This is a genomic window from Mangrovimonas spongiae (assembly GCF_003944795.1).
Classification (GTDB): Bacteria; Bacteroidota; Bacteroidia; order Flavobacteriales; family Flavobacteriaceae; genus Mangrovimonas; species Mangrovimonas spongiae.
In genome coordinates, this window is sequence record NZ_RWBG01000002.1 from 406603 (window position 1) to 428412 (window position 21810).

Here is a 21810-nt window from a genome sequence, read left to right on the forward strand (position 1 = left end):
TACAATATCAACAAACTAAAATTGTTACTTTTTTAAAATTTCTTTCTGAAGCATTTCAAATGCCTTATTTACGGCTTTATTTATAACCTTTATTCTATGGTTTCCAAAATTAAATTTTTCAGAATACACATTGTTTTTTGTTGCAATTGCAATAAACACCGTTCCTATTTCGGCATTTGAATCGCCTTTTGTTGGCCCTGCATTTCCTGTTGTAGCTATAGCATAGTCTACATTAAATTTCTTTAAAGTACTTGTTGCCATAGCTTCGACTACTTCAGCACTAACTACCGAATAGTTATCGATAACATGTTTGTTAATACCTAAAATATTAATTTTAGTTTCGGTGGCGTAACTTACAATACCTCCTTTAAAATATGCTGATGCTCCGGCAACCGATGTTATGCTTTCGGCTATTTTTCCTCCTGTACAACTTTCTGCTATCGCTATGGTTTTTTCTTCTTTAGCTAATAATTTACCAACAATAGCCTCGATGTTTCCATCTTCTTCATACCCAAAAAACACATCTTCTATTTGAGGAAGCAGTTGTTGAATTTGCTGCTCCATTTCGGTTTCAAGTAATGTCCTGTCGGTATGTTTTCCTGAAAGTCTTAACCTTACTTTACCCAAATTAGGTAAATAAGCTAATTTAATGTAGCTAGGTAAGTTATCTTCCCATACCTCTATTCGGTCTGCTAAAGAACTCTCTCCTAAACCGTAGGTTAATAAGGTTTTATGCTTGATGAATGGAAAATTGAATTTACTTCGTAGTCTTGGAACAACTTCGTTATCGATTAGGGCTTTCATCTCAAACGGCACACCTGGTAACGAAACAAATACTTTATTATTTTTTTCTAACCACATTCCTGGCGCACTTCCATAAATATTCATTAAGGCTTGCGCTTTAGACGGCATCAAAGCTTGATCTTTATTAACTTGTAATAATGGTTTCTTAATGTGGTTTTCCCATAGTTGCTCTATATTTTTTAAAACGGCTTCGTCAACAACTAATTTATCATTAAAATATTCGGCAATGGTATTTTTGGTAATGTCGTCTTTAGTAGGCCCTAAACCTCCAGTAATGATTATAATGTTTGCATTACTTTCGGCCTCTTGTAAAGCTTTTAAAATATGATCTTTATCGTCTTGAACCGATGTTATTTGATACACAGAAACCCCTATTTTATTAAGGGTTTTACTTATAAAAGCTGAATTTGTATCGACAACCTGACCAATGAGAATTTCATCACCTATGGTTATGATTTCTGCTTGCATTACAAATTATAATCTGACTTTAATTCTTGAGTTGCATTGTCTACAGCCTCTAGAACGACATGTAACTTGTCGGTGATATCTAAATCTGTTTTTTCAAATTTACCCCAATCTTGTACTTCTATTAAATCTGCTAAAACACCTAGTTCAAACAAATCAACTGTTGGTTTCATTTTATGGGCTGCTTGATATGCTGTATGATAATCTTTTTCAGCAACGGCTTTCTTAAGTCGATCGGCATCTTCTGGCACTTCTTCTAAAAAGGCTCCAACTAGTGCTTTTATAAAATCCTCATCGTTATCTGCCAGTTCTCTTACTCTAAATAGTTTGTAATTTTCTTCCATTATTTTACTGTTATTGAAAACATTTCTCTTCCCTCTAAGAAGCCTTTCAATTTATCATTAGCAATTACTTTGCCTACTCCTGCAGGTGTTCCTGTAAAGATAATATCTCCTATCTTTAAAGTGAAATATTTTGATACATATTCTATAATCTCATCAATTTTCCAGAGCATATGACTGGTATTACCTTCTTGTACGGTGTTACCATTCTTTTCTAATGAAAAGTTTAAACTATCTAAGTTCTGAACCTCAGATTTCGCTATCCATTTACCTACAACCGCAGCGCCATCAAAAGCTTTTGCTTTTTCCCAAGGCAAGCCTTTTTCTTTTAATTGCTTTTGAAGATCGCGAGCCGTAAAATCGATTCCCAAGCCTATTTCGCTGTAATATTTGTGCGCAAATTTTTTATCGATGTATTTCCCTACACGGTTTATTTTTACCAAAACCTCAACTTCATGATGCACATCGTTAGAAAAATCTGGAATAAAAAACGGTTGTTTTTTTAATAAAATTGCGGTGTCAGGTTTTTGAAACACCACTGGCTCGCTTGGTTTTTCGTTTTCCAGTTCGGCAATATGTTCGGTATAATTTCGGCCAATACAAATAAGCTTCATAAAATCTAGCTTAATTTATTATTAAAACTTCTTAGCTTAATAGCGGTTAATACTTTTTTGGTATACAACGGAAAATCGGCATTTAGCAACCACCCAAAATAGCCTGGTTCTTGTTCTAATACATCAACCACACGTTTCCCTTTATGTTTTCCGAAGGAAAAACATTCCTCACCTTTTTTATTGTAATTAATAAATCCTGCAAAATCAGCAAATTTTTTACGTGAACTAAACTCGGCTAAAAACTTGGTGTCATTCTCTAACTCCTCATAACGTTGTATTTGCGCTTTTAGCACTTCGTATGTTGCAAAGGTATCGGCTTCTGCACTGTGAGCATCTTCTAAGGTTTTATCGCAATAAAATTTATAGGCTGCACTTAATGTACGTTGTTCCATTTTATGAAAAATAGTTTGCACATCGACAGATACGCGATTTTTCATATCAAAATCTACTTCGGCACGTAACATTTCTTCAGCCAATAACGGAATATCAAACCTATTAGAGTTAAAACCTCCTAAATCTGAATCCTTAATCATATTATTAACCTCTTTGGCAATTTCGTTAAAGGTTGGCTTATCGGCAACATCTTCATCTGAAATACCATGCACTTTTGTTGTTTCTGGTGGAATAGGAATGGTTGGATTCACCAGTTGTGTATAACGCTCTTCTTTTCCGTCTGGATGGACTTTTAAAATGGAAATCTCGACAATACGATCTTTGGAAATGTTTATTCCTGTGGTTTCCAAATCGAAAAAACAGATAGGTTTATTAAGGTTTAAGCTCATTTTTGCATCAATTTTAAGCAAAGATAATTAGAATTGTGAAGAATATCCTTTTAGTTGAACAAAAGCTTAAATAAACAAAAAAGCACGGTTTTTAATCGTGCTTTTTTTATTTCGTTTCTTTTTAGAGAACTCTAGATTTCTCTATTAGAATCCCAAGCTTCTAAATAATCTTTAACAGCTTTCACAAACTGTCCACCTAGAGCGCCATTTACCACTCTATGGTCGTAAGAATGCGATAGGAACATACGGTAACGAATACCAATAAAGTCGCCTTCTGGCGTTTCAACAACAGCTGGTACTTTTCTAATAGCGCCAAGCGCTAAAATACCTACTTGCGGTTGGTTGATAATTGGTGTTCCCATAACACTACCAAAGGTTCCTACATTGGTAACTGTATAAGTTCCGCCTTGTATTTCGTCTGGTTTTAACTTATTCTGTCTAGCGCGGTTGGCTAAATCGTTTACTTTTTTAGTTAACCCAACCAAATTAAGCTGATCGGCATCTTTAATAACTGGCACAATTAAATTACCGTCTGGTAATGCAGCAGCCATACCTAAGTTAACGTGTTTCTTTTTAATAATGGTATCGCCTTGCATGGAGATATTCATCATTGGAAAATCACGTAACGCTTTGGCTACAGCTTCCATAAATATTGGTGTAAACGTTAGGTTTTCGCCTTCACGCTTTTTAAAGTCGTCTTTTACTTTTTTACGCCAGTTCCAAATTTTAGTTACATCGGCTTCAATAAAACTTTGTACGTGCGCTGAAGTTTGCACAGATTCTACCATGTGATGCGCAATAAGCTTGCCCATACGTGTCATTTCTATCACTTCATCATCTCCTGTTGGAATTACTGGAGCACTTTCTGTTTTTGGCGCTGTTGCTTTTGGTTGTGCTTGAGTAGCTTGCGGTTTAGCTGGTTGCGCTGAACGATTATCTAGATAAGCTAGAATATCATTTTTAGTGACACGACCATCTTTTCCAGAACCTGGCATGGCATCTAACTCGGCTTGTGTTATATTTTCCTTTTTGGCAATATTTTTTACTAAGGGCGAATAAAAGCGCTCTCCTGAAGATATTATTGGCTCGACAGTTTCCTTAGCAACTTCTACTGTTTTTGATACTTCGGCAACGGCAGGTTCTTTAGCTGTTTCCTCTTTAGGTTCTTCTTTTGGTGTATTGGTAGCTGCTGGCGCATCGCCATCGGTTTCTATAATTGCTATAGTTTGCCCCACTTGTACAACATCATCTACATTAAATAGTTTTTCAACTAGTGTTCCATCGACTTCGCTAGGCACTTCGCTATCTACTTTATCGGTAGCAATTTCCAATACTGCTTCATCGGCTTCGATAGTATCGCCTACTTCTTTTAGCCATGATGTAATTGTTGCCTCGGCAACACTTTCTCCCATTTTGGGTAATTTCAATTCAAATTTTGCCATATCTTTAATGAAAAGGTCGTTTTTAAATTTTCGATTGCAAAATTAACGAAAAAACGTTGATTTTTTTGTGTTTTATTTAATTAATTATTTGTTAAGGCGATAATTTCTCCTCTAAACTTTGAGCTATCGCTTCCTAGGATAAAGGTAGCGTTTTTAGGTAAAATTTTAAATGATATCGCTTTTTTATCGGAAAACACCATCATTTCTTGAATGATTGATTTGAATGTCATGGTATTACCATCAAAAATAACTTCTGTATCATTTTCTATTGTATTAAGATGCCGTCCTAACAAAACATTTCTTTTTATAATTTGCTCAACTTTTTCCACGTTATCAGATTGAGAAATAAACACCACGTTTTTTTTCTGCGTTTTTACCTGCTCAGGTGTTTTCCGTAATAGGTAAGCTAACTTAATACCTAACCAAACAAAAACATCAAAGAGCATATGACGCTTAAAATGTTTTTTATAAAAGATTTGCATAGCCCCATAAAAACGTTTTGCATAGTTAACGTCTTTTAACGTGCTTTCGCCTTTATAATGGATAACAGTTGTTGTACCATTATAGAAGTTTTTATATCCCGATTTTAGAACTTTATACGATAAATCTACATCTTCGCCATACATAAAATAATCTTCATCAAACCCGCCAACTTCTTTATAAATAGATGTTTTTAGTAGCATAAAAGCGCCTACTAAAATGGGCACTTCACCTATTTTACTTTGGTTTATTTGATTAGCGTAATACTGTTTTGAAAACCCTAACATTTTGTACAATGCCACTTTTGGCGTAGGTATATTACGTTTGCTTTCGGGTAAAAATGTTCCTGTACCATCTATGAGTTTACAGCCTACAATCCCTAATTTTTCTTGAGTGTCACTAAACTGTAATAGGGTTTTAAATGTGTCTTCTGTAACAACAGTATCTGGATTTAAAACGCATACATACTCACCTTTTGCTTTTGAAACACCTATATTATTGCCTTTAGAAAAGCCGAGATTTTCTTTATTTTCTATTAAAATAACTTCTGGGAAGTTGTTTTTTATCATTTGGCAACTATCGTCTGGCGAATGGTTATCGACGACTATAATTTCGGCATCTATATCTTTTATAGCTTCACGAACACTTGTTAAGCAAAGCTCTAAAAAGTAGCGCACATTATAGTTTAGTATAACAACAGAAAGTTTCAATAGTTTTTACGATTTTAAAGATGTTTCGAAAGGAATTCTATTTACAATACTTCGTCCTAGTGTAATTTCGTCTGTATATTCTAATTCGTTTCCTACGGAGATTCCTCTGGCTATTGTTGACGTCTCCACATCGTAATCTTGAATTTGCTTGTAAATGTAAAAATTTGTGGTATCGCCTTCCATAGTCGATCCTAATGCAAAAATGAGTTCTTTTACTTGGCCATTTTTTACTTTTTCGACTAAAGACTGAATATTTAAATCGGTAGGACCAATACCATCCATTGGTGAGATTTTACCTCCTAACACATGATACAGTCCTTTAAATGAACTTGTGTTTTCTATAGCCATAACATCTCGTATGTCTTCAACAACACAAATAATTTCGGTTGTTCTTCTTGGGTTTGAGCAAATCTCACAAAGCTCTGTATCACTAATATTATGGCAACTTTTGCAAAAATTAATGTCTGTTCTAAGCTGACTTAAAGCATTGGCTAATTGTATGGATTGTTCTTCTGGTTGGTTTAACAAATGTAATACCAAACGTAGTGCTGTACGCTTTCCTATGCCTGGAAGTTGAGACATTTCGTTAACTGCTTTTTCTAATAATTTTGAAGAAAATTCCATAGCTGCGAATTTACGATTTTACATTAAAGAAATACTCCTACATTTGTAATTTATAATTAACAACTAAATTATGTCTCCTTTTTTTATAGCTGCTTTAATTCTTGCTTATTTTATTGTACTAATAATCATTTCTTATTTTACTGGGAAGGAAGACACTAACGAGGCTTTTTTTAAAGCAAATAAATCGGCGCCATGGTATTTGGTTGCCTTTGGTATGCTAGGCGCTTCTTTATCTGGAGTCACTTTTATTTCGGTTCCTGGTGCTGTAGAGGGCAAACAATTTGGTTACCTACAAGTCGTTTTTGGTTATTTATTAGGCTATTTGGTTATTGCGTATGTGCTATTACCATTATATTACAAGCTTAATTTAACCTCTATTTACACGTATTTTAGAGACAGATTTGGGAATTATTCGTACAAAACAGGCTCTGTCGCTTTTTTAGTTTCCAGAACAGTTGGTGCCGCTTTTAGGCTTTTTTTAGTGGCAAAAGTATTGCAACTACTTATCTTCGATCAATTTGGTATTCCTTTCTTTATAACGGTTATCACAACTATTTTATTAATTTGGCTTTACACGTTTAGAGGCGGTATAAAAACGATTATTTTCACCGATACTTTACAAACATTGTTCATGTTGGTTTCTGTTGTTATTACGATTATTTTTATAGCCAACGCTATGGACTTACATAGTTTTGGAGCAATATATGATAATGTAGCTTCCAGCTCTATGAGCAAGGTTTTCTTTTTAGACAATGTTAACGACCCTCAATATTTTATAAAAAGTATTTTATCAGGTATGTTTATTACCATTACCATGACTGGAATGGACCAAGATATGATGCAGAAAAACTTAACCTGTAAAACCTTGAAAGACGCCCAGAAGAATATGATTTCTTTTAGCGTGGTTTTAATTTTTGTAAATATCTTGTTTTTAGTACTTGGACTTTTATTAACGCAGTACGCTGCCGAGAATGGTATTTCAGCAAAAAAAGACAATTTATTTCCTACAATTGCTATGCTTCCTGAAATTGGTATTGCCACCTCATCATTTTTTATATTAGGACTTATTGCTGCTGCTTACTCTAGTGCCGATTCGGCTTTAACATCTTTAACAACAGCTTTTTGCATTGATATTATTGAACTAGACAAAAAACCTAAAAAGGAGCAGAAAAGAACTCGAAAAGTGGTTCATGTATTAACAAGTCTTGTTTTAATTGTTGTCATCCTTCTTTTCGATCTTATTTTTAAAGATGTATCGGTAATCTGGGAATTATTTAAAGCTGCAGGATATACTTATGGGCCATTACTTGGTTTATTTGCTTTTGGAATTTTAACCAAATCTGACATTAAAGATAAATACGTATGGATAATTGCTATAGTAGCTCCAATAGTATCGTACTTTATTAATGAATATTCGCCAAAGCTATTTAATGGCTACCAAATAGGGTTTGAAATCTTAATTATTAACGGGCTTTTAATGTTTCTTGGTTTAATATTGATTCGTAGAAAGCAACACTAACGTACAAGCTTCTTCAAAAAAGATATTGTTCTTTTCTAATATCTTATAAAACTCAGGATTTTCGGTACCTGGATTAAAAATAACTCGTTTAGGCTGTAACGATACAATGTAGTTGTAATAATCCTTTTGGTGCGTTGGATTGACATATAATGTTACCGTATGCACATTGTTATAATCGAGCAACGCTGTTTGTATATCAACACCTGCTACTTCTCCTTTTTTCAATCCATAAGCCACAACCTCTACATTATTATTTACCAATTTATTAATGGCATAATTAGAATATCTATTGGGTTTAAGCGACGCCCCAAAAACTAATGTTTTTTTCTCCATACTGTTAAAATGTTGTTAAGTAGTGTTAAATACGGTAACAGCAACTTGTATTAAGCGTCTATGATAATAGAACAAAAAGTTCATCAATCAAAATAAATTAACTAAAACCAATTAAATGAAACATGTATTATTATTTTGTGCATTTATCATCACGATAGCTTCATCTGCACAAAACTCAGTCAATGCCTTATTTAAAGACGGCACCATTACAGGAAAAGTTATCGATGCTACTTTAAAAGAACCTATGCCGTATGTTACTATTGTTGTAAAAAATAAATCGGGAGAAACTATTACTGGAACAATTACCGATGATGATGGTAACTTTAAAATTTCTTCTATTCCAGAAGGTGACATTATAGTTAACATTCAGTTTATTGGCTTTAAAACAATAACTAAAAACATCACCATTAATAAAAATAATTACAGGGTTAATTTAGGTGATATTTATCTTGAAGAAGAAGCTGCAGCTCTAGACGAAGTTACCGTTGTTGCCGAAGTATCTACTATTCAACAAAAAGTAGATAGGAAAGTGATTACTATTGGTAAAGATTTAACTACAGCTGGTGCTACAGCATCGGATATTATGACCAACTTACCTTCTGTAAACGTCGATCAACAAACAGGTAACATTAGCTTACGTGGCAACGAAAATGTACGTGTTATGGTAGACGGCAAATTAAGTAATGTTCCTGTGGCACAATTACTTCGTCAAATTCCATCGACTTCTATTAAAAAGATTGAATTAATTACAAACCCTTCTGCCAAATACAATCCAGAAGGCATGAGTGGTATTATAAATATCATTCTTCATAAAAACACCAAACTAGGCTTTAACGGAAATGTAAACCTAGGACTAACTAAAGAAATTTACGCCAAGTTTAATAGTTCTATAGATATGAATTATCGTAACGGAAAGTTCAATTTCTATGGTAACTACGGCAACAACATAGGAAAATATGACAATTTTGGCGAGATAAACCGATTAGACGACAACTCTAAGCAAAACCTTGATTTTTATAACAATAACAAATCGCATTTATTTAAGGTTGGTGTAGACTATTACCTAAACGACAACAATACGGTTTCCTTTTTTACCAATCAAAACTATTTTAATGGTAACGGTGTTGGAAATACATTATTAACCGATGCTGACGCCACAACAAGACAACAAATTTTTGGCGATGAAACCGATAATATTTCTGGCCAATACAATCTAGCCTATAAACACAAGTTTAAAAAGGAAAATGAAACCTTAGATGTTGAAATTGATTACAACGATTTTAGCCAAGATCAAATTGCAGATTTTAACTACATTAACTTTAGTTTTCCAGACGATTACATGGATTTTGTTGATACAAAACGCGACCAAACAACCATAAATGTAGATTATGTAAACCCATTAAGTGACAAAGCAAAACTAGAAGTTGGTGGTGAGGTTAGGCTTTTTAACTCTAATATAGATTACGAATCAACAGGTGTTACTTTTAACGACAATGGAATTATTATTCCAACGCCATCGACAAATTTTGATTATAACAGAAATATCTATTCACTTTACGCTACTTATGGTAAAACACTAGAAAAGTGGAGCTATCAAATAGGCGCACGTTTTGAACAAGTTAATGTAGATGCCGAACCGTTAAGAACCTTTAGTGATAACACAACCGAGTTTTTACCTTTTGAAAACGATTATTTTCAAGTTTATCCATCGGCATTTTTAACATATACCGCATCAGATAAAAACTCATACCAATTAAGCTATAGTCGTCGTGTAGACCGTCCCGGATTACGACAAGTAAACCCTATTCGTGAATGGAGTACACCACGTATATCGTCTTACGGAAATCCAGAATTAAAACCGCAATTCACTAATTCAATAGAATTAAACTACACAAGAAATTTAGCTAACGGAAGTTTAACAGGCGGTGTGTTTTACAGAATTATTGAAGACCAAATTAGCCGATTAGTTAATATAGATCGTACAAACGTTCCAGAGGCCAACTCTATTTTATCTTACGGAAATTTCGACAACACATCGGCATATGGTATAGAGCTATCAGGTAACTATAGACCCACAAAATGGTGGAACTTAAACGGTAGTTTTGATTTGTATTCGCAAACTCAAACAGGAATCACAGAATTTATCGATTCTAACGATTTACCAAATGCCACTGTTAACGACATTGTAACAGTTAATAGCGAGGTTGAAAACGTGGTTTGGAATTTTAGAGTATTCAATAATTTTAAAGCAACCAAAAAACTAAACCTATCGCTTTTTGCTATGTATCGTGGTAAAGAAGAAGGCGTACAATTTAAAAGAGATCCTATGTATTTTGTAAACACAGGATTGCGTTACAGCTTCTTAGAAGATAATCGTGCTACGTTTAGCTTTAACTATAACGACATTTTTAACACCATGCAGTTTGCCTTTAAAAATGACACGCCATACCCTGCAAATGGAGAGTTTAATTGGGAGAGTAACACATGGAACATTGCCTTATCTTACCGTTTTGGTGGCGGCAAATATAGAGCGCTTAAACGTAAACAAAGAGATAATGATGTAAAATCTGGCGGCGGCGGATTTATGTAAACATACAATTTAGTGGTTATAACATAATAATTGATGGTTAGTGTTAATGTTTGACCACTAAACCAGAAAACCCAAGTTATTTTAACTTGGGTTTTCGTTTTTATGTTAAATGATAGTTAAAACCTCTCTCTAATGAAATATTCTAAACAGTTTTACGTCTATATTATTGAGTGATAAGTTAATCAGCAAGATTTAAATTTCATTTAGTGTTAGTTAAGTTGGTTAATAGTGAAAAACCCGAAGCATCTTCTTAAAGCTTCGGGTTTTTCTATTTTTTAAATTATAATTATTTATTTGACTACCATTTAATAATAGTACTTCCCCAAGTAAACCCACTACCAAAGGCTGCCAATACAACAGTGTCGCCCTCCTTTACTTTTCCTTGTTCCCAAGCTTCTGTCAAGGCTATCGGTATGGAAGCCGCTGTGGTATTTCCATATTTTTGAATGTTATTGAACACTTGGTCGTCTTTCAATTGAAACTTCTTTTGAATAAACTGTGCGATACGTAAATTAGCTTGATGCGGAATTAACATATCTATATCTTCTGGCGTTAAATTATTTTTATTTAAGCCTTCCATAATCACTTCGCTAAAGCGCACTACGGCATTTTTAAACACAAACTGTCCGTTCATATATGGATAGTAACTCTCATCATTAGGGTCGTTATCGGCTATAATATCATTTACCCAACGCTTGCCCATTCCTGGAGCAATTAAGCTTAATTCTTCGGCATGCTCACCTTGGGAATGTAAATGTGTTGATAAAATACCTTTACTGTTATCTTCTTCTCTTGTTAAAACTGCCGCACCAGCACCATCACCAAAAATTACAGACACACCTCTACCGCGAGTTGTTTTGTCCAATCCATGAGAGTGCAATTCACTACCAATAACCAGAACATTTTTATACATACCTGTTTTAATAAAATTATCTGCAACAGATAAGGCATATACAAACCCTGAACATTGATTACGAACATCAAGCGCTCCAACAGTTTTTATATCTAATTCTTTTTGAACGGTAACTCCTGGTCCAGGAAAATAATAATCAGGACTTAAAGTGGCAAAAACAATAAAATCAATATCGTCTTTATCAATCCCTGCACGTTCTATTGCTACTTTAGCAGCCTTTACACCCATTGCAGATGTGGTATCGCCACTTCCTGGTTTTACCCAACGACGCTCTTTAATACCCGTTCGCTCTTGAATCCACTCGTCACTAGTATCCATGAGTTTTGTTAAATCATCATTGGTAACCACATTGTCAGGCACATAGTAACCTAAACCTATTATTTTCGAATTATACATATCTTAAAAATTAGCCTGCGCAATTTAAATATTTCCAATAAAACCCAGTTAAAAAAACACATCCTATCGTTATGCATGCATAATAAACTGCCTCAAATTTGGGTAAATAATACATTCCAAGAAACAAAAGTTTAAATACAATGCATGTCGTGGCATAACTTAATCCTGATAATTCCGTGTCAGTTTGTCACTTTTTTGGCATTGGTATTTTTTTTGTCAAATAGAAAACAGAAAATAAATGTTTAAATCCTCCTATTAATCAGTAGGAATAATTAATAAAATTTAAATTATGGCAAAAGGAAACATTAATGTATCGGTAGAAAACATCTTCCCGCTCATTAAAAAATTCTTGTACAGTGATCACGAAATTTTTCTTCGTGAATTAATAAGTAATGCTACAGATGCTACTTTAAAGCTAAAACACTTAGCTAGTATTGGTGAAGCTAAAGTAGAATATGGCAATCCGCAGATTGAAGTTAAAATTGATAAAGAAGGCAAAAAACTTCACATTATAGACCAAGGAATTGGTATGACAGCCGAAGAGGTTGAGAAGTATATTAATGAAGTAGCGTTTTCTGGTGCTGAAGAATTTTTAGACAAGTACAAAGATTCAGCTAAGGACTCTGGTATTATTGGGCATTTTGGTCTTGGGTTTTACTCGGCTTTTATGGTTGCCAACAAGGTAGAAATCATTACCAAATCTCACAAAGATGAGCCAGCTGCACATTGGACTTGCGATGGCTCGCCTGAATTTACTTTAGAACCTCACGACAAAACCGAAAGAGGTACCGAGATTATTCTTCATATTAATGAAGACGATAACGAGTTCCTAGAAGAGTCTCGTATTCGTGAGCTTTTAGTGAAATACAACAAGTTTATGCCAATCCCTATTAAATTTGGCACCAAAACTGAAACGCTACCAAAACCTGAAGACGCAAAAGAAGACGATCCTGCTCCAACAAAAGAAGTAGATGATATTATTAATAACCCAAACCCTGCTTGGACCAAACAACCAACCGATTTAGAAGAGGAAGACTACAAAAACTTCTATCGCGAGTTGTACCCAATGCAGTTTGAGGAACCATTATTCCACATTCACTTAAACGTGGATTATCCGTTTAACTTAACGGGAATTTTATATTTCCCAAAAATGACAAACGATTTAAACGTACAAAAAGATCGTATTCAATTATACCAAAATCAAGTTTTTGTAACCGATAATGTAGAAGGTATTGTTCCTGAATTTTTAACCATGCTACGCGGTGTGATAGATTCCCCAGACATTCCGTTAAATGTATCGCGTTCGTACTTACAAGCCGACGGTGCTGTTAAGAAAATTTCGTCATACATCACACGTAAAGTTGCCGATAAGTTAAAGTCGCTTTTCAACAATAACCGTGAAGATTTTGAAAAGAAATGGGACGATATTAAAATCGTTATTGAATATGGTATGCTTTCTGAAGAAAAATTCTTTGATAAGGCCGATGCATTTGCTCTTTACCCAACAGTTGATGGCAAGTATTACACTTACGATGAACTTTACAATGCCATTAAAGCCAAACAAACCGATAAGGACGACAAATTGGTTATTCTTTACGCATCGAATAAAGATGAACAACACAGTTATATTGAAGCTGCAAAAGCCAAAGGCTACGAAGTGTTGTTGTTAGATTCGCCAATCGTATCGCACTTAATGCAAAAGCTAGAAACCTCTAAAGAAAATATTTCGTTTGCACGTGTAGATGCCGATCATATTGACAACTTAATTAAGAAAGACGACAACAAAATTTCCAAATTAAGTGATGATGAAAAAACCAAGCTAGACGAATTACTTAAAGAAGTGATTCCTGCTGATAAATTTACCGTACAATTAGAAACTATGGATAGCGATGCTGCACCATTTATGATTACGCAACCCGAATTTATGCGTCGTATGAAAGAAATGCAAGCTACTGGCGGCGGCGGTATGTTTGGCATGGGCAATATGCCAGATATGTATAATTTGGTTGTAAACACAAATTCTGAGTTGGTAGGTGACATTTTAAACACCAAAACAAAGAAGAAACAAGAACGCTTAATCAATCAAAGCTTGGACTTGGCACGATTAAGCCAAGGACTGCTTAAAGGTGAAGAACTCACCAACTTTATTAAACGTAGCTACGATATGATTAAATAAGAAGCAAGAGCGTTTGGCTACTGCAGCAATATTAGAATTTAGAAAAAACCACTTCCTAATCGAAGTGGTTTTTTTGTGCCTAAACGAAATATGGCTCACACTCACCAAAACATCACTTTCACCAATTCCTAATTTCATGGTAAGTTATGCTTGCTTAGGTTTGAACCATAACTTTAACATTTTGTATTATGAAAAAAGCATTCAACCTCAATATCAAGTCCCCATGCCAAGAAAACTTTGAGGATTTTACCACAACGCCACAAGGCGGGTTTTGTAACTCGTGTAGCCAAGAGGTTATCGATTTTACTCAAATGAGTCCAGAAGAAATTTCAGCCTATTTTAAAAATAACAATGCTAAAAATATTTGCGGGCGTTTTAAAAACAAGCAATTAAAAACCTTTTCTACACCTAAAAAAAGACATCAGCTTAACTTTTTAAGTGGTATTAGCATGGCTTGTTTAGCATTATTCTCGTTTGGAAAAACTCAGGCTCAAGAAACAGAAATTATAAAAACCAAGCAACCTAAAATACAAACACAAGGTGAAGAAGCTAATATTGTTGTAAAAGGTACTGTGCAAGAAAGCAATCTTCCTCTACCAGGTGTAAACATTATTTTAGAAGGTACAACTATTGGCACTTCTACAGATTTTGATGGTAATTTTGAGTTTCCTCAAAAACTACAAAAAGGCGATATACTTGTATTTAGCTATTTAGGTTATGAATCTAAAAAGATAACTATCACAAATAAGGAGTCTGCTCAAAGCATAGAACTAAATATAGATATGACAACAGCCTCGTGTATTATTATGGGGAAAGTGGTTAAAAAAAGTGTGTATAAATCTAAAAGAAAATAAAATTTATATGAAACATTTATTTTTTGTTTTTTTTGCCATTTTAGTTAGTTGGACTCATGCGCAAGTATCTGACTTTAAAGATATAGATTTTGCTAAAGCCGACAATACTGCAAAACTGTATGAAGGTTATAGTTTAGATAACCTACCAGTACTAGTACATAAGTTAACTTATAAACTTCATACCGATGTAGAAAAGTTTCGAGCCATTTACTATTGGGTGTGCCACAACATAAAAAACGATATTCGTCAGGGTAATAGAGTTATTAGAAAACGAACTAAACTAGATAGTTTAGAATATTTAAAATGGAATTCAACATATAAAAAAAACGTATTTAAAACCTTACTAAGGCGTAAAAAAACAATGTGCACAGGTTATGCCTATTTAATTAAAGAATTATGTTTTTTAGCTAATATTGAATGTAAGATTATTGATGGTTATGGGCGCTCCTCTCAAAGTAATGCTGAGAGTCTTGATATGCCTAATCACTCATGGAACGCAGTTAAACTTAACAACAAATGGTATTTGTGCGATGCCACGTGGTCTAGCGGCTATAGTTTGAACAATATTTTTGTTGCCGATTATAATGACGGCTACTTTTTAACTGATCCCGTTTTGTTTGCTCAAAACCACTATCCATTACACAAAAAATGGTTACTCAATGAAAACTTAATTAATGCCAAATTTATCGCCTCTCCTCTAGTTTATGGTGAAACTTTCGAGTATAATGTTCTCCCTATTAGTCCAAATAAAATGGCTATAACTACTAAAAAAAACACCCCTATAGAATTTAAAGTAAAATCGGATAAGCTAATTTCTGAAGACCAAATTTCAATGGTTCAGTTTGTTGGAACAAAAGAAATTACCTTTAAAATTTCTAATATTAAAACCGAGAATGGACTAACATCCTTCACATGCCAATACCCATATAAAGGCTATTACGATGCACATTTAAAAATTAACGAGGATATTGTAGCAACCTATATTGTTCGGGTTTCTAAATAGAGGTTTATATTGTTTACAATAATACTAACAAAAAATCCTTAAATTTTAGTATCTTTAGTAGACGTAATTCGTTTAATATGAAATCGTTGATTAAAAGGTTAAAACTAAAAAACCACGATCATATTTTGGTTCTTAATAAGCCAAATGATTTTGAGAGTGATTTAAAAGCTCTAGGATTAGATAGCATACATATTTCCGAGTCGCTTATCCAAACCTCTTGTGTGGGGTTTGCTTTGCTTTTCATTACCTCGCAACAGCAACTTATTGACCAAATGCTTACTTTATTACCAAAGCTTCATGAAGACTGTGTTTTATGGGTTGCTTTTCCAAGTAAAACCTCAAAAGCCAATATTGTTGAACTATATCATGACCATGTTTGGAATGACCTAATGGATTTTTGGTTAAAACCCATTAGGCAAATAGAAATAAACCCCGATTGGAATGCGATTCGGTTTCGAAAAATTGAATACGTAGCTTCTTAAGAAAAGTAGACTATTCTCACCTCTTAATTAATAATTATTTTTTTGGTTACCGTTTCTTTTAATGTGGTTATTTGCATTAAATACACGCCTTTTGAGAGTTGTAAATTCAGCTTTGAGTGATTGACGGTTATGTTGTTAGAATACACTTTTTTTCCTTCAATTGAAAACACCTCGATTTGCGCATCTTCGTTTAGGCCCTTAATAAAAACCTGTCCTTGTGTTGGGTTTGGATATACCACTACAGTATTCTGATTATTTTCAGGAATACTCATTGTAGCACTCCATGTTTCACCTACCATATTTCCCCAGATATACTCGATTAAATCTGGTTCATCAATAAAAGGGTTTCTATTAAATTGCCAATTGTAAACAACATTGTTTCTATTCATTTCAAAATCGTCTGGCGGATCGTTTCTGTGCCAATCTAACAAGGTTGCTAAATCGCCAAACTCACCAAGGTTTCCATCGGGAAAACCATTTACAATCTCTAATCCATTGTAACGTACTGCCATATAAAACACACTACGTGCTACATCTCCTTTAAATCCGCCTAAAGTTCCAGAAGGACCAGTATACTCACCATAAAACTGGTTTCCTCTAGTACTATTCTCTATACCATCGGCAGCTCTTAAGGCATGCGCATCGGAGTTTCCATGACGTAAAGAATCGGCATTGGTATTCCAAAATACATCTACACCATCAAAAACCTCATCGTCTTCAATACTATAAAACCCTCCTCTAGATCGTGGAAAAGTATGTTCTCTATTCCACTTTCCAGAATTATTAGATCCTGTCTGTAAATCTAATTTGGCGCGGCCTTCCTCTAAATATACTAACCATACTTGATTGCTATTTAGAGGGTTTTCATCAGCTTCTTTTAAAATATCAATCACTTCATTATAAGTTTGTGCTCTAACAACACCTTCTTCTGCAATAATATCTTGAAGTGCTTGTCTTAAATTAGCATCACTTAACCCATCTAAACTATTGTAATACCCATTAGGTTGCGTGCTTTCAACAACATTATAAGTTGGGTTAATAGGTGTCCCAAAAGGTGCTACAGTATAATCGTTATCTACAACTCGTAATTTTAAGTAATTGTTAAACGGAATGAATGGCGATTCTAATTCTGAAAATACAATTAGTGGTTCTTCATCGCCTTCATCAAACGTATCATCAACCAAAGTGATGGTTGTTGTAACAGAATTTTGTCCGGCTGGTATAGTTACTGTTGTATTTCCTGTAAAATCGGACGTGTTAAATCCATAGTTATTTAGTGTAAAACTAAAGGTATAATCAGCATTAGCATTTTCCTCGGCAGTAAAAATAATATCAAAAGATTCACCTTCGTTATAATGTGTTTGTGAGGTAGAAATTGTAATCGCATTAAAATTAATACCGCTACCGTCGTTTAAGGCTCTTGGTGTTGGTGTTGCTACGGTATAAGTTCCGTCGTTATTTCTTTGTATGGAATTAGTGTTCCCACTAGAGCCTTCATTAATCTGTTCTGTAACACCTAATAATGCCATTAATTCGGTATCATCTGAATCTGATGTATCGTAAACCAACGCATCAATTAAATTGGTTTGGGTAGCTTGCGTACCTTCTGGAAAGTCGTAATCGTGTCCTTGATAGATAGCAACGGCATCAGCCCCATTTTGGATAGTGTTTGCCGAAATAATTAACTGAGGAAAAGGTGTCATTGTATCGCTAGCTATTAACAATAAACCATTTACATCGGTTGTATAACCGTCTAAATCTATGGCCATGTAGCTAGAATCGTTCCCAGAACTAGAACCATTAAAAAACACTAAAACATATCCGTCTAGTGAAAAATTTGGTGTATCGGATTTTAATTCGACAAACTCCTGCTCATCAACACCAGGATTATCACAATCTAATTCATTAATAACAACTTGGGCTTGTATGCTTAACGATAATAAAAAAGTTAAACTAAAGAGTACTATTTTATTCATATAAAGGGGATTTACGCAAATGTATTAATATAAGCTATTTTTTAAGCGTTTTTTAAGATTATTAAATCTTAAAATTATTTTTTGATAGGGTTAAAAAAAGATAAAAACTACCAAAAGCCCCTTTTACAAGCTATTTTCTGCCTAGCATTTTTAAAACACTTCAAAAAACGCCCTTTAAAAGTTACATTTAAAAACAAAAAAATATAAATAAGCTTTAATTTAAAACATCAATTAAGAAAAAGTTGTTTTTATTTAAAATACAAACCATTAAAAAACCTACAAATAAGAAGTTAATTTCACGGATTTTATATCATTTTTTTGGACATAATTTACCTGAAAATATATATTGACAACTCAAATTAAAAACAACTAAACTATTAACCTTAAATTTTACCTAGTATGATAACACTTGCTATTGCGATAATTGAGTTTATCGTTTCTTTATTTTAAGTAATTTTAATGTAAAACTTAGTTCTAGAATGAGTTTTACTTTTTAAATAAAGAACCTATAGTTGAAGAGTTAATTTAAGGTCTGTATATTTGTAAGATATGACAAAAGTATTTTTTAAATTTCTTGCAAAAGTTAATAAGGTTGTGTTACCTAGCTACACTAAAAAGCAATTGGATTTAAGTAGAGCATCTAAATTGCAGTTGGCGCTTATTGGCTGGAGATATTTTGTTACCAAAAATGCCTTGGATTAAAAACAAATAAAGACTTCCAAATGAATGAAAGTCTTTATTTTCTTGTGACCTCGGCAGGATTCAAACCTGCAACCTCTTGAGCCGTAATCAAGTGCACTATTCAGTTATGCTACGAGGCCTTTTTTAAGTGGGTGCAAATATAACCCAATTATTTATTTCATGAAAGAGATTTAAAAAAAATATTCTATTTAAATAATTTCTGCACTTAAACCTGCCTCTAGTAGCATACTGCATCTAGGTTTTAAATCGTTAAAAGCACCTGTTTTAACAGTACATTTCCCTTTGTAGTGTACAATAATAGAACATTGTTCGGCTTGTTCAGGAGTATGATCACAAGCATAAATTAACGTATCAATAACGTGATCGAACGTATTGACATCATCATTGTAAAGTACAATTTCATTTTCCTTTTTTACTGCTTCATCGAGAAGAACCTCCTCGAGTGTTTTTTCTTGCGTACTCATTATTATGCTTTTTTAAATTTTAAGGCTACCCAATGGTTTTTCTCCAAACTATCAACGAGCATTAGGTTATGTTTATTACACGCATTTTCAATTATTGGAATGTCTTCTTTATAAAAACCACTTAAAAATAATAAACCATTGTTATTTAAGCAAGTGGCATACGTTTTCATATCGTTAAGTAAAATATTTCTATTAATATTGGCTATAATAACGTCGTATAACTTTCCTTCTAACAAACTAGCATCACCTTCATAAACCGAAATATTTTTACTGTTATTACGTTCAATATTTTCAAGGCTATTTAAATAGCACCAATTATCAATATCTATTGCATCAACAGCTTTGGCTCCTTTCATTTCTGCCAATATGGCTAAGACACCTGTTCCACACCCCATATCTAAAACCGACTTTCCTTCAACATTGTTTTTTAAGATATGTTGAATCATCATATGGGTGGTTTCATGATGCCCAGTACCAAAACTCATCTTAGGCTCTATAACAATTTCAAATTCGGTATTAAAAGTGTCATGAAACGGCGCTCTTACGGCACAAATATCATCTACTACAATAGGGTTAAAGTTTTTTTCCCATTCTTCATTCCAATTTACTTGTTCAATCTCTTCAAAGGTATGAGTGATATTAAATTCTTCCGAATTCATGATGTGAATCCCCTCTAAGATATTGTCATGCCATTCGTTTTTTTGAATGTAAGCTGTTACGCCATCTTCGTTTTCTACAAAACTTTCAAAACCTAATTCGCCTAATTCGGCAATTAAAATATCGGTTCCTGGTTGCTTGGGCGACACTTTAAAGGTGTAGCCTAAATATATTTCGTTCATTTTTTTTGACAAATTTACTAAGGAATATAAAGATACTATTACTTTTGCAGCAAATTTGAATAAATTATGACTAGATTTCTTCTTACGCTATTATTAATTTCATGCTTTACATCTCTTAAAGCACAAGAAACCAACGATATAAAACTTTCTGCCTTACCTTATTACAGCTATGGTAAAGGATTAGGAATTACATCGCCAGACAGTATTTTTAAATTAAACATTAGGTTTAGAATGCAAAATCGTGTTACTGCATTTCTTCCAGAAGATGATGACACCGCCTATGAAGCCATGATAAGACGTCTCCGTTTAAGGCTTGATGGTTATGTTGGCGATCCAAGGTTACTGTATGTTATTCAATTATCATTTTCTCCAAGAGATGTTGGTCCACTAGAAGATCATGGTAACATTAACATTATTCGTGATGCGATTGTTTTTTACCGACCTAACAACCATTGGAATTTTGGTTTTGGACAAACTAAGCTACCAGGAAACCGCCAACGTATTAACTCTTCTGGTGCGTTACAACTTACCGATAGATCGATTAACAACGCACGATTTAATATAGATAGAGATTTTGGTCTTCATGCTTATTATTTAAATGAATATACCGACAAGTTTTCTTATAACATAAAGACAGCTATTAGTACAGGAGAAGGGCGAAATTGGACAAAAAATCCCGATAACGGACTCGCATTTACTGGTCGATTAGAGCTCTATCCTTTTGGAGCTTTTAAAGGCAATGGGGCGTTTTTTGAAGGTGATGTAAAACGTGAAGAAACACCAAAATTAATGCTTTCTGGTGTTTACCATTACAACGAAAAAGGAAGACGCACAAGAGGTACTATAGGCGACGAACTATTTGAACAACGTGATATGAGTTCGTTACTTTTAGACGCCGTTTTAAAGTACAATGGTTGGGCGTTTCAAACTGCTTATTTAAGCCGTTTTGCAGACAACCCAATAACCGTTAATCCAGACGATATAAATGACACAAAATACGTGTTTACGGGACATGGTTTTGACACACAATTAAGTTACATTTTTAACAATGATTATGAAGTTATTGGAAGATTCTCTTATCAAGAACCTCATAGCGATATTGAAGCACTAACACCGCAAGAAAACCAGTACAGTTTGGGGGTTACCAAATACATTTGGGAACACGCTTTAAAACTTCAAGCCGAAGTTACCAGAACAGACTCTAATTTTATTAATAATACAACAAGAGAAGATTGGTATGTAAGGTTTCAAATAGAAATAGGTATTTAATAAAAAAGGCTCGCTTTTGGCGAGCCTTTTTT

General features: G+C 33.9%; 20 protein-coding genes and 1 tRNA gene. 8 read left to right on the forward strand and 13 right to left on the reverse strand.

The window, feature by feature from the left end; genetic code table 11:
* Positions 1-24: 24 nt before the first annotated feature.
* From EJA19_RS06175 to recR, 7 genes are all read right to left on the reverse strand, one after another.
* Entirely contained in the window at positions 25-1272 is a 1248-nt protein-coding gene (locus EJA19_RS06175; RefSeq protein WP_125467476.1) for a competence/damage-inducible protein A, read from the reverse strand.
* Positions 1272-1613, reverse strand: coding sequence for an Hpt domain-containing protein (locus EJA19_RS06180; protein WP_125467477.1), 342 nt, complete (start codon positions 1611-1613; stop codon positions 1272-1274). Before EJA19_RS06180 ends, EJA19_RS06175 begins: the two co-directional genes overlap by 1 nt.
* On the reverse strand, positions 1613-2224 hold the full coding sequence (locus EJA19_RS06185) for a fumarylacetoacetate hydrolase family protein (RefSeq protein WP_125467478.1): 612 nt from the start codon (positions 2222-2224) through the stop codon (positions 1613-1615). Before EJA19_RS06185 ends, EJA19_RS06180 begins: the two co-directional genes overlap by 1 nt.
* A 5-nt stretch (positions 2225-2229) precedes the next feature.
* Positions 2230-3006 (reverse strand): 3'-5' exonuclease, encoded by a 777-nt coding sequence (locus EJA19_RS06190; protein WP_125467479.1) that lies wholly within the window; start codon positions 3004-3006, stop codon positions 2230-2232.
* Between the two features lie 131 nt (positions 3007-3137).
* Complete coding sequence (locus EJA19_RS06195; RefSeq protein ID WP_125467480.1) at positions 3138-4448, reverse strand: dihydrolipoamide acetyltransferase family protein; 1311 nt, start codon at positions 4446-4448, stop codon at positions 3138-3140.
* An 80-nt stretch (positions 4449-4528) separates the two neighbouring features.
* Entirely contained in the window at positions 4529-5638 is a 1110-nt protein-coding gene (locus EJA19_RS06200; RefSeq protein WP_125467481.1) for a glycosyltransferase family 2 protein, read from the reverse strand.
* Between the two features lie 6 nt (positions 5639-5644).
* The gene (recR, locus tag EJA19_RS06205; RefSeq protein ID WP_125467482.1) at positions 5645-6262 is read right to left on the reverse strand and encodes a recombination mediator RecR; all 618 of its coding nucleotides are present in this window, start codon (positions 6260-6262) and stop codon (positions 5645-5647) included.
* A gap of 70 nt (positions 6263-6332) precedes the next feature.
* Between recR and EJA19_RS06210 the strand changes: the two genes are divergently transcribed.
* The gene (locus tag EJA19_RS06210) at positions 6333-7781 is read left to right on the forward strand and encodes a sodium:solute symporter (RefSeq protein WP_125467483.1); all 1449 of its coding nucleotides are present in this window, start codon (positions 6333-6335) and stop codon (positions 7779-7781) included.
* Here the strand turns inward: EJA19_RS06210 and EJA19_RS06215 are convergent.
* Positions 7752-8114 (reverse strand): CoA-binding protein, encoded by a 363-nt coding sequence (locus tag EJA19_RS06215; protein ID WP_125467484.1) that lies wholly within the window; start codon positions 8112-8114, stop codon positions 7752-7754. The two genes, EJA19_RS06210 and EJA19_RS06215, sit on opposite strands and share 30 nt — an antisense overlap.
* A 115-nt stretch (positions 8115-8229) precedes the next feature.
* Between EJA19_RS06215 and EJA19_RS06220 the strand changes: the two genes are divergently transcribed.
* Positions 8230-10704, forward strand: a complete 2475-nt coding sequence (locus EJA19_RS06220; protein ID WP_125467485.1) for a TonB-dependent receptor domain-containing protein — start codon at positions 8230-8232, stop codon at positions 10702-10704.
* A 298-nt stretch (positions 10705-11002) separates the two neighbouring features.
* On the opposite strand, the gene EJA19_RS06225 is transcribed toward EJA19_RS06220, so the two are convergent.
* Positions 11003-12013, reverse strand: coding sequence for a 3-oxoacyl-ACP synthase III family protein (locus EJA19_RS06225; RefSeq protein ID WP_125467486.1), 1011 nt, complete (start codon positions 12011-12013; stop codon positions 11003-11005).
* Positions 12014-12302: 289 nt separating this feature from the next.
* Here EJA19_RS06225 and htpG point away from each other — a divergent pair, with 289 nt between their 5' ends.
* From htpG to EJA19_RS06245, 4 genes are all read left to right on the forward strand, one after another.
* The gene (gene htpG, locus EJA19_RS06230) at positions 12303-14189 is read left to right on the forward strand and encodes a molecular chaperone HtpG (protein WP_125467487.1); all 1887 of its coding nucleotides are present in this window, start codon (positions 12303-12305) and stop codon (positions 14187-14189) included.
* A gap of 188 nt (positions 14190-14377) precedes the next feature.
* On the forward strand, positions 14378-15043 hold the full coding sequence (locus EJA19_RS06235) for a carboxypeptidase-like regulatory domain-containing protein (RefSeq protein ID WP_125467488.1): 666 nt from the start codon (positions 14378-14380) through the stop codon (positions 15041-15043).
* 7 nt (positions 15044-15050) lie between these two features.
* Entirely contained in the window at positions 15051-16046 is a 996-nt protein-coding gene (locus EJA19_RS06240; RefSeq protein ID WP_125467489.1) for a transglutaminase domain-containing protein, read from the forward strand.
* A 77-nt stretch (positions 16047-16123) separates the two neighbouring features.
* Complete coding sequence (locus EJA19_RS06245; RefSeq protein ID WP_125467490.1) at positions 16124-16528, forward strand: hypothetical protein; 405 nt, start codon at positions 16124-16126, stop codon at positions 16526-16528.
* 23 nt (positions 16529-16551) lie between these two features.
* Here the strand turns inward: EJA19_RS06245 and EJA19_RS06250 are convergent, their stop codons facing one another.
* Positions 16552-18504, reverse strand: a complete 1953-nt coding sequence (locus EJA19_RS06250; protein WP_125467491.1) for an endonuclease — start codon at positions 18502-18504, stop codon at positions 16552-16554.
* A gap of 549 nt (positions 18505-19053) precedes the next feature.
* Here EJA19_RS06250 and EJA19_RS06255 point away from each other — a divergent pair.
* A complete protein-coding gene (locus EJA19_RS06255) occupies positions 19054-19206 on the forward strand; it encodes an SsrA-binding protein (RefSeq protein WP_125467492.1) in 153 nt (50 codons plus the stop codon).
* Between the two features lie 45 nt (positions 19207-19251).
* Here EJA19_RS06255 and EJA19_RS06260 read toward each other — a convergent pair.
* From EJA19_RS06260 to prmA, 3 genes are all read right to left on the reverse strand, one after another.
* Positions 19252-19325: transfer RNA gene (locus EJA19_RS06260), tRNA-Arg, on the reverse strand.
* 69 nt (positions 19326-19394) lie between these two features.
* The gene (locus tag EJA19_RS06265) at positions 19395-19670 is read right to left on the reverse strand and encodes an ATP-dependent Clp protease adaptor ClpS (protein ID WP_125467493.1); all 276 of its coding nucleotides are present in this window, start codon (positions 19668-19670) and stop codon (positions 19395-19397) included.
* A 2-nt stretch (positions 19671-19672) separates the two neighbouring features.
* Entirely contained in the window at positions 19673-20509 is an 837-nt protein-coding gene (prmA, locus tag EJA19_RS06270) for a 50S ribosomal protein L11 methyltransferase (RefSeq protein WP_125467494.1), read from the reverse strand.
* A gap of 66 nt (positions 20510-20575) precedes the next feature.
* Between prmA and EJA19_RS06275 the strand changes: the two genes are divergently transcribed.
* Positions 20576-21778, forward strand: coding sequence for a porin (locus EJA19_RS06275; protein ID WP_125467495.1), 1203 nt, complete (start codon positions 20576-20578; stop codon positions 21776-21778).
* Positions 21779-21810: the final 32 nt, after the last annotated feature.